General features: G+C 36.0%; 19 protein-coding genes. All 19 read right to left on the bottom strand.

The features are described from left to right. Positions 1-5 precede the first annotated feature (5 nt). The 19 genes from nth to lhaT all read right to left on the bottom strand — a co-directional run bounded on the left by nth (position 6) and on the right by lhaT (position 17,017). Positions 6-656, bottom strand: a complete 651-nt coding sequence (gene nth / locus JOE23_RS13860) for an endonuclease III (RefSeq protein ID WP_204439250.1) — start codon at positions 654-656, stop codon at positions 6-8. 17 nt (positions 657-673) lie between these two features. After that, positions 674-1,360 carry a DnaD domain-containing protein gene (locus JOE23_RS13855; RefSeq protein ID WP_204439248.1) on the bottom strand — a complete coding sequence of 229 codons (687 nt, stop codon included), beginning with the start codon at positions 1,358-1,360 and terminating at the stop codon, positions 674-676. 176 nt (positions 1,361-1,536) lie between these two features. Further along, on the bottom strand, positions 1,537-2,829 hold the full coding sequence (gene asnS, locus JOE23_RS13850) for an asparagine--tRNA ligase (protein WP_204439246.1): 1,293 nt from the start codon (positions 2,827-2,829) through the stop codon (positions 1,537-1,539). A 23-nt stretch (positions 2,830-2,852) separates the two neighbouring features. Beyond that, on the bottom strand, positions 2,853-4,040 hold the full coding sequence (locus tag JOE23_RS13845; RefSeq protein ID WP_204439245.1) for a pyridoxal phosphate-dependent aminotransferase: 1,188 nt from the start codon (positions 4,038-4,040) through the stop codon (positions 2,853-2,855). A gap of 19 nt (positions 4,041-4,059) precedes the next feature. Further along, positions 4,060-4,584 (bottom strand): hypothetical protein, encoded by a 525-nt coding sequence (locus JOE23_RS13840; protein WP_204439244.1) that lies wholly within the window; start codon positions 4,582-4,584, stop codon positions 4,060-4,062. Continuing rightward, entirely contained in the window at positions 4,550-4,723 is a 174-nt protein-coding gene (locus tag JOE23_RS13835; protein WP_204439243.1) for a YpmA family protein, read from the bottom strand. Before JOE23_RS13835 ends, JOE23_RS13840 begins: the two co-directional genes overlap by 35 nt. Before the next feature lie 78 nt (positions 4,724-4,801). After that, positions 4,802-5,608: an MBL fold metallo-hydrolase gene (locus JOE23_RS13830; RefSeq protein ID WP_204439242.1), complete on the bottom strand. Its 807-nt coding sequence runs from the start codon at positions 5,606-5,608 to the stop codon at positions 4,802-4,804. A 53-nt stretch (positions 5,609-5,661) separates the two neighbouring features. Further along, the gene (dinG, locus tag JOE23_RS13825) at positions 5,662-8,394 is read right to left on the bottom strand and encodes an ATP-dependent DNA helicase DinG (RefSeq protein WP_204439240.1); all 2,733 of its coding nucleotides are present in this window, start codon (positions 8,392-8,394) and stop codon (positions 5,662-5,664) included. A 352-nt stretch (positions 8,395-8,746) separates the two neighbouring features. Next, positions 8,747-9,133 (bottom strand): aspartate 1-decarboxylase, encoded by a 387-nt coding sequence (gene panD, locus JOE23_RS13820; protein ID WP_204439238.1) that lies wholly within the window; start codon positions 9,131-9,133, stop codon positions 8,747-8,749. Positions 9,134-9,151: 18 nt separating this feature from the next. After that, positions 9,152-10,024, bottom strand: coding sequence for a pantoate--beta-alanine ligase (panC, locus tag JOE23_RS13815; RefSeq protein ID WP_204439236.1), 873 nt, complete (start codon positions 10,022-10,024; stop codon positions 9,152-9,154). A 7-nt stretch (positions 10,025-10,031) separates the two neighbouring features. Beyond that, positions 10,032-10,868, bottom strand: a complete 837-nt coding sequence (gene panB / locus JOE23_RS13810) for a 3-methyl-2-oxobutanoate hydroxymethyltransferase (RefSeq protein ID WP_204439235.1) — start codon at positions 10,866-10,868, stop codon at positions 10,032-10,034. Positions 10,869-10,880: 12 nt separating this feature from the next. Further along, entirely contained in the window at positions 10,881-11,861 is a 981-nt protein-coding gene (locus JOE23_RS13805) for a biotin--[acetyl-CoA-carboxylase] ligase (protein ID WP_204439234.1), read from the bottom strand. Continuing rightward, positions 11,837-13,042 carry a CCA tRNA nucleotidyltransferase gene (locus JOE23_RS13800; protein WP_204439233.1) on the bottom strand — a complete coding sequence of 402 codons (1,206 nt, stop codon included), beginning with the start codon at positions 13,040-13,042 and terminating at the stop codon, positions 11,837-11,839. The genes JOE23_RS13805 and JOE23_RS13800 overlap by 25 nt, the downstream gene beginning before the upstream one ends. Positions 13,043-13,045: 3 nt before the next feature. Continuing rightward, entirely contained in the window at positions 13,046-14,179 is a 1,134-nt protein-coding gene (gene bshA / locus JOE23_RS13795) for an N-acetyl-alpha-D-glucosaminyl L-malate synthase BshA (RefSeq protein WP_204439232.1), read from the bottom strand. Then, positions 14,179-14,586: a methylglyoxal synthase gene (gene mgsA / locus JOE23_RS13790; protein WP_204439231.1), complete on the bottom strand. Its 408-nt coding sequence runs from the start codon at positions 14,584-14,586 to the stop codon at positions 14,179-14,181. The genes bshA and mgsA overlap by 1 nt, the downstream gene beginning before the upstream one ends. 39 nt (positions 14,587-14,625) lie before the next feature. Further along, positions 14,626-15,429 carry a 4-hydroxy-tetrahydrodipicolinate reductase gene (dapB, locus tag JOE23_RS13785; protein WP_204439230.1) on the bottom strand — a complete coding sequence of 268 codons (804 nt, stop codon included), beginning with the start codon at positions 15,427-15,429 and terminating at the stop codon, positions 14,626-14,628. Beyond that, the gene (locus tag JOE23_RS13780) at positions 15,422-15,766 is read right to left on the bottom strand and encodes a nucleotide pyrophosphohydrolase (RefSeq protein ID WP_204439227.1); all 345 of its coding nucleotides are present in this window, start codon (positions 15,764-15,766) and stop codon (positions 15,422-15,424) included. Before JOE23_RS13780 ends, dapB begins: the two co-directional genes overlap by 8 nt. A 406-nt stretch (positions 15,767-16,172) precedes the next feature. Further along, a complete protein-coding gene (locus tag JOE23_RS13775) occupies positions 16,173-16,382 on the bottom strand; it encodes a hypothetical protein (RefSeq protein ID WP_204439225.1) in 210 nt (69 codons plus the stop codon). A gap of 35 nt (positions 16,383-16,417) precedes the next feature. Continuing rightward, on the bottom strand, positions 16,418-17,017 hold the full coding sequence (gene lhaT, locus JOE23_RS13770) for a lipoprotein heptaprenylglyceryl N-acetyltransferase LhaT (protein WP_204439223.1): 600 nt from the start codon (positions 17,015-17,017) through the stop codon (positions 16,418-16,420). Between the last annotated feature and the right edge of the window lie 191 nt (positions 17,018-17,208).

The raw sequence follows: 17,208 nt of genomic DNA, 5'->3' as shown, positions 1-17,208 counted from the left end.
CCACTTCACCCCTTTTGTTTCATTCGCTTTTTACCTTCACGACAAATATCTAACAATTTACAACTTCCGCAGTTTGGATTTCTAGCTTTACAATGGTAACGTCCGAAAAATATCATACGATGATGGGTGTCGCTCCATGCTTGTTTTGGTACTTTACGCATTAATGTTTTCTCGACTTCTAGTGGGGTATCTTTCCATCTGCATATTCCCAAACGTTTAGATACACGCTCCACGTGTGTGTCGACAGCAATAGCAGGTTGATTAAAAGCAACTGATGTTACTACATTTGCTGTTTTTCTACCTACTCCAGCTAAAGTCTCTAATTCTTCCTTTGTCTCTGGTACAACACCATTAAAGTCATCAATTAGTGAACGAGATAATTTTTGAATATTTTTTGCTTTGTTACGGTAAAGACCGATTGAACGAATATCGTTTTGTAATTCTTCTAGAGGAACTGATAAGTAGTCTTCTGGTGTTTTATATTTTTTAAATAAATCTTTCGTTACTTTATTAACAAGTTGATCGGTACATTGAGCTGAAAGTGCTACAGCAATGACAAGTTCAAAAGGATTGTCATGGACCAATTCACATGCTGCATCAGGATACATTTCTTCCATTACACTTAAGACATAGTGTATTTGTGCTTTGTTTAACATAACTGGTCCTCCCCCCTCTATTCATCTTCCTCTAACCAATTATAGTATACAGATGTGTCACGTTTCGTTGCTCTTTTGTTTTCAGTAGATCGTTTAGTATGAAAAGCTTTTGATTCGGCTCTTGCATCGCTAACCGTACGAATACCTTTACGTTTCCATTCACGTAATATGCGATCGATATATTTAAAATTGAGTTTGCTCATTAATACCGATTCCCTTAACGCGGCTTTAATAAGTGACGGTTCAAACGCATCTTCATCTAGCCAAATGTTGATCGTTTCAATTTCAAATGGTGACAAGGGACGTCCAAATTCTTGTTCAAATAATATAAAAATATTCATGGAGGATTGCTCTTCATCAGTTTTTGGTTTAGTTTTTTTACTGTATAGTAATTCCCATAATGGTTCCAACGAATAACACTCATCAACAATTCCTTGATCATCTTTTGTCTCAATAATAGTTAAAATATTTTTTTGCATAAGCTGCCTTAAAAGTTGACTACATGTTTGTTCATCGAAACTTGATAGCTCTGCAATTTCAAAAGGTGTAGGAAAATACTTACCCTTAAGAAAAGCATGGTGGATATGTAGAATGACGATTAGTTCTTGCTCGGTTAGAGACAACGTATGATATTGACTAAGTAATCGGGAAGGTATGGCTATTTGCTCACTTAAAAATAATTGATAATTTTGTTGCTTTTTCATCTCAGTCACCTCTGACATTATTCTAACATATTTATTGACCATTAAAGATAGAAAGAGCCCCCGAAGTTATTCGAGGGCTTTATAAAAATATTTTTTCTCCCTATTAACAGTTAGAAAATCCTTAACTGATTAGGGAAGATATCATGTTTTGTCAATTCCCCTATTGTATCTATCGATTATGGATATAATCTATTTAATAACCTTGGAAACGGAATGGTTTCACGTACATGTTCAACACCGGCAAACCAAGCTACTGTGCGTTCAAGGCCCAATCCAAAACCTGAATGAGGAACACTACCATATTGTCTTAATTCCAAATACCATTGATATGCATCACCAGATAATTGATGTTCTTGATAACGTTGTTTCATCAACTCTAAGTCATCAATACGCTGTGATCCACCAACAATTTCTCCATATCCTTCAGGGGCTATTAAATCAGCACATAATACAACTTCTGGACGATCTGGGTCTGGTTTCATATAAAATGCCTTTATGTTAGCTGGATAGTGAGTAATAAATACGGGTTTATCGAAACTTTCCGCAATAGCTGTTTCATGAGGTGCACCGAAGTCTTCTCCCCATTCAATATCACCAAAACCTTTCTCCTTTAATAAAGCAATAGCTTCATCATATGTAATACGAGGAAATGGTGCTTGTATTTTTTCTAGGCTTACTATATCTCGGTCAAGTGTTGTTAGCTCCAACTTACAATTTGTTAAGACAGCTTTCGCTAAATAGCTTACATAAGCTTCTTGAATAGCCAAACTCTCTTCATGATCGGTAAATGCCATTTCAGGTTCAATCATCCAGAATTCTATCAAATGCCGCCGTGTTTTTGATTTTTCTGCCCGAAATGTAGGTCCGAAAGAGAAAACTTTTCCAAAAGCCATAGCGGCTGCTTCCATATATAACTGGCCACTCTGTGATAAATAGGCTTCTTCATCAAAATACTGTGTATGGAATAATTCTGTTGTTCCTTCAGCTGCTGATCCAGTTAAAATAGGTGGATCTATTTTTATATAATCATTGTCATTAAAGAATTGATAGGTTGCTCGAATGATTTCATTGCGAATTTTCATAACCGCGTGTTGACGTTTTGAACGCAACCATAAATGCCGATGGTCCATTAGAAATTCAGTTCCATGTTCTTTAGGTGTTATCGGGAAATCAACGGATTCATGAATCATTTCTAGTGTCTTCACTTGCATTTCAAATCCAAATGGTGACCGTGCGTCTTCTACGATCACACCAGTTACCCATACCGACGATTCTTGTGTTAATGCTTTCGCTTGGCTGAATATCTCTTCATCTACTTCCGCCTTAACGACGACACCCTGAATGAAACCTGTTCCATCCCGTAACTGTAGGAAAGCAATTTTGCCACTAGAGCGTTTATTGGCAAGCCAGGCACCAATGGTTACTTCTGTTCCTACATAGTTTTTCACTTTATTTATCGTTGTCTTCAATGATAACCCTCCAAAGCTCTCTTTTATATTTGTTGATGTCTGTTAATAAAATGTTGAATCCGATCAATAGCTTTCTCTAATTGATCAAGTTCAATGGCATAAGATAATCTCACATTATCTGGTGCACCAAATCCACTGCCTGGTACAAGCGCCACTTTTTCTTCCTCTAATATCGCAGTCACCCATGCTTCAATAGAATCAAATCCCGTTTTCTTCATTGCTTCTGATACATTCGGAAACAGATAGAAGGCCCCCATTGGTTTAAGACAATTTATCCCTGGTACTTGAGTGAGTAACTCATAAGTGCGGTCGAGTCTTTCCTTAAAAGCTTGCTTCATTTTAACAATTTCATCATCATTAGCCTGATAGGCTGCAAGTGCACCATACTGAGCAATGGTTGTCGGATTAGATGTTGAATGTGATATAAGGTTACTCATTGCTTTAATAAGTGTCTTACTTCCAACGGCGTATCCAATACGCCAGCCCGTCATAGCATGTGATTTTGATACACCATTAATAATTACTGTTTGTTCCTTTAATTGATTTGAAAGTTGACTAATGGAAATATGTTCTTGGTCAGTATAAGTTAATTTTTCATAAATTTCATCAGAAACAATTAATAAGTTATGTTTAAGACATACGTCGCCAATTGCTTTCAATTCTTCTTTGGTATACATCATACCTGTTGGATTACTAGGCGAATTAATAATAACTGCTTTTGTCTTGGCAGTAATCGCTTCTTCTAGTTGTTTTGCTGTTAATTTAAAATGATTTTTTTCTTCACCAGTCACAAAAATGGGTGTGCCTTCTGCTAATTTAATCTGTTCGGGGTAGCTTACCCAATATGGAGCTGGGACAATGACTTCATCCCCCTTATTAAGTAAAACCTGAAATAATGTAAATAATGCATGTTTTGCTCCTGTTGTCACAACAACTTGATCAGGATGATAGGACAGTTGGTGATCACGATACATTTTATTTGTAATTGCTTCTTTTAACTCTAGTATGCCTCCTGCTGGTGTATAACGCGTTAATCCAGTGTGCATGGCGTGCTCAGCTGCTTTAATAATAAAATTTGGTGTATTGAAGTCTGGCTCACCAGCACCTAACCCTATGACATCATGTCCAGCTTGTTTAAGTGCCTTTGCTTTTGCTGTTATTGCTAAGGTTGAAGATGGCGTTATTTTTTGTACTCGATTTGCTAGCTGCATGTTATCACCTTTCTTTCAGTTAATGGTTTGCAAATGATATACCACTATCATACTCTCCATTATCTAAACGATAGTAATCATAGCTTAGTCTACCTGACTCATCAAGATAGACAATTTCCAAAAGCGGGGTTTGATGACGTAACCCTATTTGGGTATGGTATATCTCTTGATAAACAGTTTGGTTGCGCCATTCGTCAAGAACATGATCAATTTCAATCCAATCTTCCTTATAATATGTTACCAATTCCGCATCTTGGTCTGTCTGATCAACAAAAATGACTAGATGTTCATCCGAAGTGGATTTAGCTTCAACCACATGAAAATATTTTGATCCATGATAGCGTGAAATGTCGTCAATCGAAGCAATTTCTAGTTGTTGTTCAACACGTTCTCTTGTATCAGAAAAACCTTTTGTTTTTTCTGTATTAACGCTTTGATACAAATAAACTGAAAACCCTATTATAATTAGGATAGCAAGGATAAATAGAAGAAAGACGACTTTAAGCCAACTAAGTTCGATAAATGGTGAAGACTGCCGTCTCATTGTCCACCTCATCTAATGCTAAGCCAAACATTAAATCGTCATCTTTAAGTGTTCGGTTTAAGCTATCAACAACTTTATATAATTCAGGATTGTATTGTAATCTAACGGTTGATAGCGTTTCGATTTGTTCTTTTTTCATTTTATCCCAGCCTTTTCTATCGAATAATCCATATCGCACAACGACATATGGGAAACCTGTATACATTATAACAGGTTTTTAGTCAAAATTAATATGATGCTTCATATTTTTTGTGCGAAATTGCACTTCTATATCATAATCGGAATCTTTAAAGATAGCAATAAGGGAACCAACATCTTCTAAAAAGTACGGTTCAATCCAGCGTTCTTCAAGATAATACAATAATTGGCCATCTGTTTCATTTTGTGAAGAAGTGAAAAATATGGCTACGTCAGGATTGATTTTTGTTAATATATGTCGAGCAGGTAAAAATGTTGCGCCAAAATGTGCAGTTTTAACAATTTGAAAATCATACTTATTAAAATTTTCAATATCATCGTCAGTTATGCTTGTTCTCCCCATAAAAAGAATAGCTTGATTATTATAAGTGAGCACGTTTGTTGAAGAACGTGGTTGATTTGAAACAGCTAATACATGAAAGGTTAATCCAGCATCTAAATGAATGGATGTGGGTTCCTTACTCAATGTAGGCGTCGCTAGTTTAGTTCTATGCTGATTCATTGTTTCACTTATATCAAATACATGTTTAACATCAAATTTGTTAATAATCAAATCTTTATTCGCACAATAACTTTGATCATTGTCTGTTATAATGAGATGCTTGATGGTATCAATCTCTAATGTTTCCAAAAATTTAATTAAATAAATTTCGCTTGCTTTTGAGCCGGTATTAATTAAAGTATATTGCTGATTGGTTCCTTGTACTAGTGTTGCTTCCCCATCTGGAAGGTCAAGGAAATACACCACTACCTCTGACTGATTAGAGAAGGATACGAGTATTGAAATTGTAATTAAAAGTAGCCCAAATAGCCAACCTACCTTCATTTTAGCACCACCTAAATAATGTTTGGTTATTATTCCTCAATTTGAAGGTGTTACTAAATCCAATTATTAGCTATTTCTAATAATTCATTTGTTCTCCGGTGAAAAGTAGGGACGTTCGCAATCGAATTTAGAAATGTCTGTCCATAATGTTTTGTCATAATGCGATCATCACAGATAAATATTATTCCTCTATCTGTATGAGAACGTATGAGACGACCAAAGCCTTGTTTGAACCGAATCACGGCATTGGGCAGTGACAAGGATAGAAATGGATTTTGCCCACTTGATTGTAAGTTTGTATATTTTGCTTTAAACACAGGATGGTTTGGATTGTCGAATGGTAATCTCACCATAACTACACACGTTAAATCACTGCCGGGTATGTCTAACCCTTCCCAAAACGCATTCGTGCCAAATAATATTGCTTGATTAAAGCTTTGAAAATTTTTCTTTAATCGTTCATGGCTTCCACTTGAAATACCTTGCGCAATTAGGACATAATCATCATTAAATAACTCTTTTAACAGATAATACGCTTTTTTTAACATCTCATATGAATTAAATAAAATAAGCATACGCCCTTTAGTGATTTCTGCCAAAGTAAAAATAGCCTCACAACTTGCTTCAATAAAAGGGTCCATTTCCTTATAATGAGCCAGAGGGAAATCATTTGGAATCAGTACTTTTACTTGATTTTGATAAACATACGGTGATGGAATTTTTCGCTCGACTATTGCTTCACTGTCTAGGCCAATTTGCTTTTTAAAAAATTCGAATTGATCATCTATAGTAATTGATGCACTCGTTAGAATAACACTATTTGTCTCTTTAAATAAAGTTGATCTTAACAATTGCTGGATTTGTAACGGCTCTTGGTATAAATAAACAGCATTTTTAGCACCATAGGATTCGATTTCAATCCATCTCACCTCTGCATTTTTTTCATCTGGAGTAAAAAATCGTTTTAATTTATCCTTCATTTCCCTTAGTTCGTTCGTATGATGGCCAATTAACAATTCTTCTTGTTTGATCGTTTCAATCTGACTTAATTGGTTAGATAGATCATTAATGAACAGAATTAATCGATTTGCCATTTCTACTGTTGTTTGCCAATCTGATTGATATGGATCATCAATTGTACATTGATAGCGTCCAACATCATTTTTATTGATATCCCTGTTTCTACGGTCATTTACATAATGATAAATATATCTGAAGAACATATCATTTTCTTCTAAAAGTGTTGCAATAAGTTGATTTGATTTATGATTTAAATGATGATTATGTAGCCCTTTTAGCATATGGTTAAGTGAGATAAGCCTCTTTTGGAAGCTAAGGTAATCGATTTGCATTCCAGCTTTATTAGCAAATACACGCTCTAAGTGATGGGCTTCATCTACAATGATTTTATTGATGCCATAAATGGGCGACCGTGTTTGAATAATATAATCTGCTAATAACGCGTGGTTAATAATGATTAAGTCAGCTTGTTCGCTTTGTTGAAGCGCAAATTCATAAAAAGATTCACCGTGTTTTTTTACCTTGACTTGTAAAGCATGTTCAGTAGCAACGGAAACCTGTTTAAAGAAGTGATCCCCACCTGACGGTAACTGTAATTCATCGATATCCCCTGTTTCGGTTTCTGTCAACCAAACGATGATCATGGCTTTTATTAATAGTTCATCATAATTTCGGTAAGGGTGTTCTTGTAATGCTTTTTTAAATAACGGTAAACTTAAATAATGTTGTTTTCCCTTTAATAAAGTTGCTTGAAAAGGAAAGGGTAACACATGGCGAAGACGTGGGATCTCCTCGTGCAATAATTGTTTTTGAAGCTGAGTTAAATGTGTACTGACAATAATTTTTTCATGATGGTATTTCGCTTGATACAGAGCTGCAATAAGATAAGCAATTGACTTGCCAATACCGGCACCGGCTTCAATAATTCCATGTTGATGACTTTGGAACGCGTGGTAGATATATTCAGCCATTTCTTGTTGACCGGGCCGGTCTTCATATCTTTCAAACCATTTTTCAAAGGGTGTATGATTGTCAAAAAGCAGGTTCAATAATTCACCAAATGTTAGCTCACTTTCGTTGGCCTGTTGATGGATTGGGATCATCGGTTTAACGGCTAAACCAAATGGATAGTCATAGGACTGATTGATCAGTTCTTTGCACTTGGCCTTTTCTTCTTTTTCAATCAATATATTACTTAAGTTACTTTTTAAATAAGGTTCTAATTTGAGTAATTGTTTAATTGTCGTTAATGGTAAGCTATCTAATTTTACAAACAGTTGATCGAGCAGTTTAGCAGTTACATAGGCATCTGACAATGCTCTATGGGGACTATTATGTTCAAGCTTCAACCAACGAGATAGATGAGCTAATTTAAAACTTTTTGCTTTTGGAAAAAACACTCGACTTAGCTCTACCGTGTCAATAATAGGTTGCTTAAGTGGTGAATAACCGGCATTTTTTAACTCCACATTTAAAAAACCTAAGTCAAACGGTACATTGTGTGCAACAAAATAGACGTTTTTAAAAAATGCAATAATATCATCAGCAACCTCTTCGAAGCTAGGTTTATCAATTACCATTTCATTGGTTATTCCAGTTAAATGTGAAATAAAGCGAGAGATATGCTTATTTGGATTGATTAATTGATTGTATTGGTCAATAATTTCTCCATCTTGATAAATGACAATCCCAATCTCAATAATGCGATCCCCTTTGTTAGGCGCATTTCCTGTTGTCTCTAAATCTATAACTGCAAATTTATTCATAAATATCATCCTTATCTTTTTGTGCTAGATAAAACGATGTTAATTTATCACAGATAACCGTCTGTATCCCCCCTTCAAGAGAGTAGAGCAAATCGTTTGAGGGGGATAACGGACACTAATGTCTTGATTCACTCAACGACCAATCAGTGGGTGGGTAAGATCGTAGACTAAGACCGCCGCGTCTTTAAGAAGGATTACAGACTAAGATCGCCACGTCCTGTGGCAACGTCTGCATGACATACATCCTGTAGGCCCACGTCTGCATGACATACATCCTGTAGGCCTCCCTCCACTGATTGAAGGTTCGTTGTATAAACAGATAAACACTTACCTCTAAGTGGCAAGTGTTTATCTATTTATACACGGTTAGAGGCGGCTCTTGTTCTAGCATTTTAACAACGTTATTTTGATCATCCATTAATGCCACCCTAGGTTTAAACGACGCTAATTCATCATCAGAAATCGCCGCATAAGAAACAACAATAATGATGTCATCAACTTGCACGTGTCTAGCAGCTGCCCCATTTAGACAAACCATTTTACTTCCACGTTCACCAGCAATAACATAAGTTTCTAACCGGGCACCGTTATTATTATTAACAATCTGAACTTTTTCATGAGGTAATATATCCACTGCCTCAAGGATATCGGGATCAATGGTAATACTGCCAACGTAATTTAAGTTCGCTTCTGTAACACGAGCGCGATGCAACTTTGCTTTCATCATTGTTCGGTACATGTAAGCCCCCCTCCTTATTTAATACAGGGAATCAACAGGTTCACCTCTATTATCAATAATAATATTATCAATTAAACGCGCGTGACTGAACTGCACAGCTAACGCAATAATTATTGTTCGATCCCATTCGCTGACTATTTCTAATTCTGGAAAGGATAGAATTTCCACGTAATCGATTTGTCCTGAAGTTTTTTTGGTAATATGATCTTTAACTTCATTCACTATATTAACAGGATTTTTTTCCCCGTCAATGATTTTATTTCTGGCCAATTGTAAAGCTTGATGCAATTGAGGTGCTTCTTCCCTCTCATGGTCAAGGAGATTCGTATTACGGCTACTTTTGGCCAAGCCATCGCTATCTCGAACGGTTGCAACCATTTTAAGTGAAATTGGGAAATTAAAATCTTTAATTAATAAGTCGACAATAGCTACTTGTTGGGCATCTTTACTACCAAAAAAAACATAATTTGGTTCAATGATATGAAAAAGCTTGGTTAATACCGTAAGTACTCCTCCGAAATGCCCCGGTCTCGATCGATCACAAAGTACACCTATCCTCTTTTCTGCAACCATGGTCAGCCCCATTGATGTTGGATACATTTGATCAGCAGTGGGGATAAAAAGGTAGTCGACTTGTTTATTCTCAACAAAAGTTTTGTCTTTTTGTTCATTTCTTGGATAATTATCAAAATCTTCATTTTCCCCAAACTGAAGAGGATTAACAAAGATACTCACAATAACAATATCAGCATCTTTATGTGCGTGATCGATTAACGCCCCATGACCTTCATGTAAATAGCCCATGGTAGGAACGAAGCCTATTGATTGACCTGATCTCTTCAACTGATGAATTGTATCTTTCATTTCTTTAATCGAACGAATCGTTTTCACTATATATTCACCTACTTTTTTCCTCAGGTAAACAAACAGTTGATTCTGCTGCATAGCTGTGTTTATCTTCTGGAAATTGCGTTTTTTTAACATCTTCTACGAATGAAGCCAACGCTTTGAGACCGGTATCGTTGAAGTTTGCATACGTTTTAACAAAGCGCGGAAAACGATCGACACCATATTGAAGAAGGTCATGATAAACAAGAACTTGACCATCACAATCAATGCCTGCTCCTATTCCGATCGTAGGGATAGCCAACTTTTTAGTGATAAGACGGGCTAATGCTTTAGGCACGCCTTCTAAGACACAAGCAATTGCCCCCATGTCTTCAAGCTGTTGGGCCTGTTTAACAATTTTCTCAGCACTTTCTTGATCTTTTCCTTGCACTTTAAAACCACCGAATATATTGACCGATTGTGGTGTTAAACCAACATGTCCAACTACTGGAATTCCAGCGTGTGTCAAACGATGAACCAGTTGATAAATTTCATCAGTCCCACCTTCTACCTTAATCGCTTGGGCACCCGTTTCTTGATAAAGGCGTTTAGCGTTCTCTAATGATTGTTCCATTGAAATATGATAAGACATAAAAGGCATGTCAACGACAACAAATGTGTTTGGTGCACCTTTACGAGCTGCTTTGCCATGATGAATCATGTCTTCCATTGTAACGTTAATGGTTGACTCGTACCCGAGCACAACCATCCCTAGAGAATCACCGACTAAAATAATATCTGCTTTGGCTTGTTCAACTAATTTAGCAGACGGATAGTCATAAGCAGTGATCATTGTTATTTTATCACTGTCCTGTTTCATTTTTAAGAAATCTAATCTTGTTTTCAAGTGTAGAACCTCCTAAAACCATTCTATTTCAGCAGAGTATAGTTTTTTCGTTTTCTGATTATGCCGATCTTCAACGATTAGTGCTCCATCATCAGCAATGGCTACTATTTTGCCTTGAGTCGTTTGATTTCCGCTACGATAAGTCACTATTTCACCGAGTTTATAGGCATAGCTCTCCCATTTTCTCTTAATCATCTTAAAGCCATCGGTTAAATAGTTTTGATAATAAGTCTCAAACCTCATTAAAAGATCTCGGATAATTTCTTGTTTATGAAATTCTCGGTTAGCTGCTGTAGCTAAAGATGTAGCGATATCCCCCAGTTCACTTGGGAAATTTGATTGTTTTTGATTGACATTTAATCCAATTCCAATCACTAGGTAATGAATTTGATCTTGTTCAGCCTGCATTTCTGTTAAAATACCGGCAACTTTCTTTTCGTTAATTAACAAATCATTCGGCCATTTGATCGACGGTTCTACATTTGTTAATGATTTTATTGTATCAGCTAAAACGATTGCAGTTAATAAAGTCAACTGAGGTGCTTCTGATGGTAATAATTTTGGACGCAAAATAAAGCTTAGCCATATCCCCTTGGCATTATCCGAATCCCAGTTTCGATTAAGCCGCCCTTTTCCTTTTGTTTGCCGTTCGGATACAATAACAAGTCCTTCTTGTGCCCCGGCTTGTGCTTTTTGATTAGCTAGACATTGAGTAGAATCTATTTCTGTGTAATGTTCTAATGTTTTTCCTAACCAATTTGTATTTAATCCCCAATAGATTGTATTTTCGCTAACTTTGTCGGGTTGGGAGATCAATCGATACCCCTTATTAGGGACCGCTTCAAAATGATAACCATCACTTTTTAATTGTTTCATTTGTTTCCAAATGGCTGTTCGAGATATATCCAATTGCTCTGACAACCATTGACCTGATACAAAGGTATGCATGTGCGTTGATAATAGTTGAATTAATTGTTCTCGGGTGGATGACATCGTAGGACCCACTCCTTTATTTCACTAATATGGTTGATGACTTTTGCTTCAAGGACTGCTCTTTCAATTTCTTTAAGGTAATCCTGAATCCAAGGTCCCTTTTCTCGTTGAGGATACCATTTTATAAGATCATTTCCACTAATTTTAATATCTTTTTGACTTGAAATGGGTAATGATCTGCGCATCATCTGAACATGATGCATATCAATACGTTCACTTGATATCGCTTCGATTAACCGAATAAATCGCTGTTCCAAATTTTCAGGCAATAGATAAATTAGCCAAGCGCTACATCCTTCTTCTTCATACAAATTAACTAAATAGCAGAGACGTTTACCATTATTAAGCGTGCGATTGGATAAACGATATGTTTTACACCACGTGGTTATCGATGGACTCTCCACTGATATTCTGTTTAAAAAAACAAAGACGTCAACTAATTTACTAAAGGGCTTGTTAATGGTTTTAAGTTGATCAACCATACACGGGTGATCTTGAAAAAGAGGCAAATGTGAAAATAAATGAACATCGAAACTATATTTAAGCCCATAATCAACAAAGTCACCATTGAATAGTTTCGTTAATTCGACTGTCACACGCTCTATGGATAGCTTTCTAACCATATCGATCAAACATTTGATTGCTGTATAAGTGTCCTCATCAATTCGAAAATTTAATTGGCTGGCAAATCTGAGTGCCCGCAAGATTCGTAATGGATCTTCTGTAAAACGCCTTATTGGGGACCCTACAGCTCTAATCGTTTGTTGATCTAAGTCATGTTTTCCTTTATAAGGATCAATTAAATGATGGGTGCTTGTCATGGCCATAGCATTAATTGTAAAATCACGTCTTGAAAGGTCAATATCAATGGAGTCAACGAAGCTGACGTGATCAGGACGACGATAATCAGAATACCCAGATTCAGATCGAAAAGTTGTGACTTCAAAAGATTCCCCTTTATATCTGACCATCACTGTTCCGTGCTTAATGCCAACAGGTATTACTTTTTCAAAAATGGTTTGAATCTGATAAGGTGTGGCAGACGTTGCTATATCGATATCGTTTAGTTGATGGCCTAAAAAATGATCACGGACAGCGCCACCGACAATATAAGCTTGGTAGCCTTTACCTATTATAATATTGATTAGTTCTTTTGCCTTCTTGAAATGGTCTACCTGCATATTTTAATCATCCTCAAGTATCCGTTGATAAATCTGTTCATATTTAGCGATAATTATCGATGGTGTGAAATGTGCTTTCACAGATAGCAAGGCCTGTTTAGCAAGACGTTGGTGCATCTCTTGATTCGTCAATAATTCCAGCGCGATTTCACTTGCTCTTTTCGTATCACCTAAAGAAACAATAAAGCCATTATGATTATCTTTAATTACTTCGGGGATACCACCAACATCCGTACCAATACAAGGCACTTGGCATGCCATTGCTTCTATCAATACAAGTCCGAAGCTTTCCTTTTCCGACATTAGTAGATTTAAATCAGCAATTGAGAAAAGATCAGCCATATTTTGTTGATTTCCTAGAAAAAGAACTCGATCCTTTATCTGTAATTGATCGACAAGCTCTACCATCGCATTATATTCTGGTCCATCCCCTACTAATAATAATTTTACGGCTAATTGCTTTGAGATTTTTGAGAAAGTAACAATCACATCCTCGATGCGTTTTACTTTTCGAAAATTTGAAACATGGACGATTATTTTTTCTGATTCGTTTATCTGAAAAGCTTTTTTCAATTTTTGGGGATCAGAACGATAATAATCATTGGTATCAATAAAATTGTAAACGATATCGATGGGTTTGTTAACATTAATAATTTGGTATGTTTCCTCTGCAAGGCTTGTCGATACTGATGTTACAGCATCAGACTGTTCAATACCATAGCGAATCATTTTTGTGAGGCTTTTATCAATGCCTAAGACCGTAATGTCTGTGCCGTGTAATGTCGTTACAATCTTGACAGGATGGTTAGCCATTTGCTTTGCTAAAATGGCACAGATTGCGTGGGGCATTGCATAATGAACGTGTAAAATGTCAAGTTGTTCGCGATCAATTACTTCGGCCATTTTGTTTGCTAAAGCCAAGTCGTGTGGTGGATGCTGAAAGACAGGATAATGGCTAATTTCCACTTGGTGATAAAATATTCGAGCTGAGATATGATCGAGTCGAAAAGGCATATCTGTCGTAATAAAATGGACTTCATGACCTTTATTGGCAAGTTGCTTACCTAGCTCAGTTGCGACGATGCCAGACCCCCCAATAGAAGGATAACAAGTGATACCAATTTTTAAAGCTTTCATCATTCGGTATCTTCTTTAACTAAATCTCGCCATGCAAAAAAATTAGCCTCAAGTGCTCTTATCATAATCTCCGCACCAGCTAGATTTGTCACTAGGGGAATTTGGTGAACATCACATAAACGCATTAACGCACTGATATCTGGCTCATGAGGTTGAGCTGTTAATGGATCTCTGAAAAAGATGACTAAATCCATGCTATCTTCAGCAATTTTGGCACCAATTTGTTGATCTCCACCCATAGGTCCAGATTGAAAACGATGGACAGGTAAACGTGTCGCTTCACTTATTCTTTTACCCGTTGTTCCGGTAGCAAAGAGCTCATGTTTCTCTAAAATATGTTGATAGGATTTCGCAAACTCAATAATAGATTCCTTTTTCTTATCATGTGCAATCAGGGAAATTTTCATTAGTCTCCAACTCCTTCGGCGATTATTCATTTGTTTCACTTAGTCTAACATTAAATGTTCTAAACCATATACTAATTCTTTCATATTTATGACATGGTCAATAGCAAATTTAATACCAGACATAAAAGATTCTCGATGAAAGGAATCATGTTGAATTTTTAAATTCTCACCAGGTCCAGCAAAAATAACTTCTTGATGGGCAACTAATCCTGGTAAACGAACACTGTGAATCCGCATGCCATCAACGTTTGCACCCCTAGCCCCAGTAATTGTTTCTTGTTCTTCTGGATGCCCTTGCGCTTTGGATTGACGATTTTCCTGAATCAGTTCTGCTGTTTTAACAGCCGTTCCTGAGGGAGCATCCAATTTTTGATCATGATGCTTTTCGATAATTTCAATATCAGGAAAATATTTAGCAGCTAATTTAGAGAATTGCATCATTAATACAGCACCCATAGCAAAATTAGGTGCAATAACCGCCCCTACTTCTTTTTCTTTCGCTAAAGCTGTTAATTCGTCTAACTCTTCAGGAGTGAAACCCGTTGTTCCAACGACCGGTCTTACACCATGAACAATCGCAGCTTTAGTGTGCTTAAACCCTACTTTGGGACTTGTTAAATCAACTAAGACATCAGCATTAACTTCAGTTAGACAGAGATCAATGTCATTATAGAATTTAGCTTCGAAATTAGGTAATCCTTCTACTTCATTGACTTTTTTTCCGGTATGTTTCATATCTATACATGCAACCAAATTTAATTCAGCATGTTTTTTAATCATTCTCAGCGCTTCACTACCCATTTTACCACTTGCACCTGCCACTACTACATTAATTTCACTCATTATATTCACGCTCCATTTCTTTTTTTGTCCAGCGATCTTTATCTCTCGTTTCAATTTTTGTCATCGCCTGATCAAAAGCGTCTGAAAGATCGATATCAAGGGAGTTTGCAAACGAAAGTATGACAAATAATAAATCACCCAATTCATTTTCTATCGTATTTTTGTCTTCAGATTTTTTTTTGGGCTTTTCTCCATATACATGGTTCACTTCTCGCGCAAGTTCACCAACTTCTTCAGTAAATCGTGCCATCATTGCTAATGGACTGAAGTAGCCTTCCTTAAATTGCGATATATATGTATCGACGCGTTCTTGCATAGATTGAATACTTTTTGCCATGTTTGTCCCTCTCTCTTATAATAAAGTCTTATTTATTATGGTAGCGAAAACAACATCATTTGACAAATTTCTTAACTTATTATTCAACATACATTATAAGCTTTTCTAAAATATTGTACAAAAAAAGACACCGCCTGACAATCAGACCGTGTTTAAATGGTTGTACAATAAATAACGAAGGTGAGCTAAAAATTAATAAAATATAAACTATCCAATCCTTTGGCGATAGTTTATACGCTCAGCCCCCCCTCCCCTATAAAACGAACCTTCAATCCGTGAGTGTTCTTCTCCCGCTGCTTGGCCGTTGAGTGAATCAGGAGATAACCGTCCGTTTTATGGACGGTTATCTGTGATAAAATTGGCTCGCAATTAAGTGTAAAAAGAATAACGCTTCAATTTTCTAATGTTATTTAATTTCAATTTTTTTTGGTTTGGTTGCTCGATCGGTTCTTTTATTCGTGCGATACATTCTAAAAATAACATATCCTAAACACATAACGATTAAAACGCTCATAATGACTAATGATTTTACCAACTGAATAGAATGAAATTGATTGATTTGAGCTAAAGTAAAATTTAAGGAAATCTGATAAGAAAGCAGAATAAGCCCAAGCATATCATCGGCCTCCTACCTTTTTACTGTAGCCTATGCTAATCCTTTAAACTTGGTGTCTGATTTTGATTTTTTCTAATCGTTAAATAATAAGTTAATCCAATTGAAGCTATGCTAAGCCAAAAAGTGAAATAACCAATTTCATTCATGTATAAATCTAAAGAATGATAACGTGGCATCATACCAAATATATAATCAATAAAATCATTATGTATTGTCCATAACCCAGCAACAACAAGATGCTTTAATTTAATCTTGTAATGGGAAGCATATAATAGCCCCTGAATAGCCATCGCACCATGTGAAATAATAAGCATATAAGCTTCGGGAGCTAAAGGACCATTAGTAAAGTAGGTTAAAATATTCATTACAACCGCCCATACCCCATATTTAAATAGAGTAACGATTGCTAGGGCTTCAATATAAGGAACATGTTTACCAAATATATAGAAACCTAAAAATATAGTGAAAAACAAACTAGCTGTTGGGCTGTCTGGCACAAATATTAAAAAAATAGCAGGTGTATTAGCAAGTTGATTGGCGTACCAAATATAACCATAAATTGTACCGATTAAATTAATAAAAAATAAAGCAATTAAAAATAAACGATGTCTAAGTATGATGTGGATGTATGACAATTATAAAACCCTTCCTAAACTGTTTTCAAGAACATTTTTATTGTATTATAGCTCAAAACTTTCACATTTTTTAAGCATTTAAAGTAGCACATTAGTCCCTATTTGCAGACCATTTCGTAAACATTGAATGAACCGAATGATAATGCAGTTCATCAGTTATCATCCGGCTTTTTCTTTTTCATATTTATTTT

Source organism: Amphibacillus cookii, from assembly GCF_016908375.1.
Taxonomy (GTDB): Bacteria; Bacillota; Bacilli; order Bacillales; family Amphibacillaceae; genus Amphibacillus_C; species Amphibacillus_C cookii.
The sequence above is the reverse complement of the archived record's forward strand: the minus strand, read 5'-3'. Positions and strand labels throughout refer to the sequence as shown.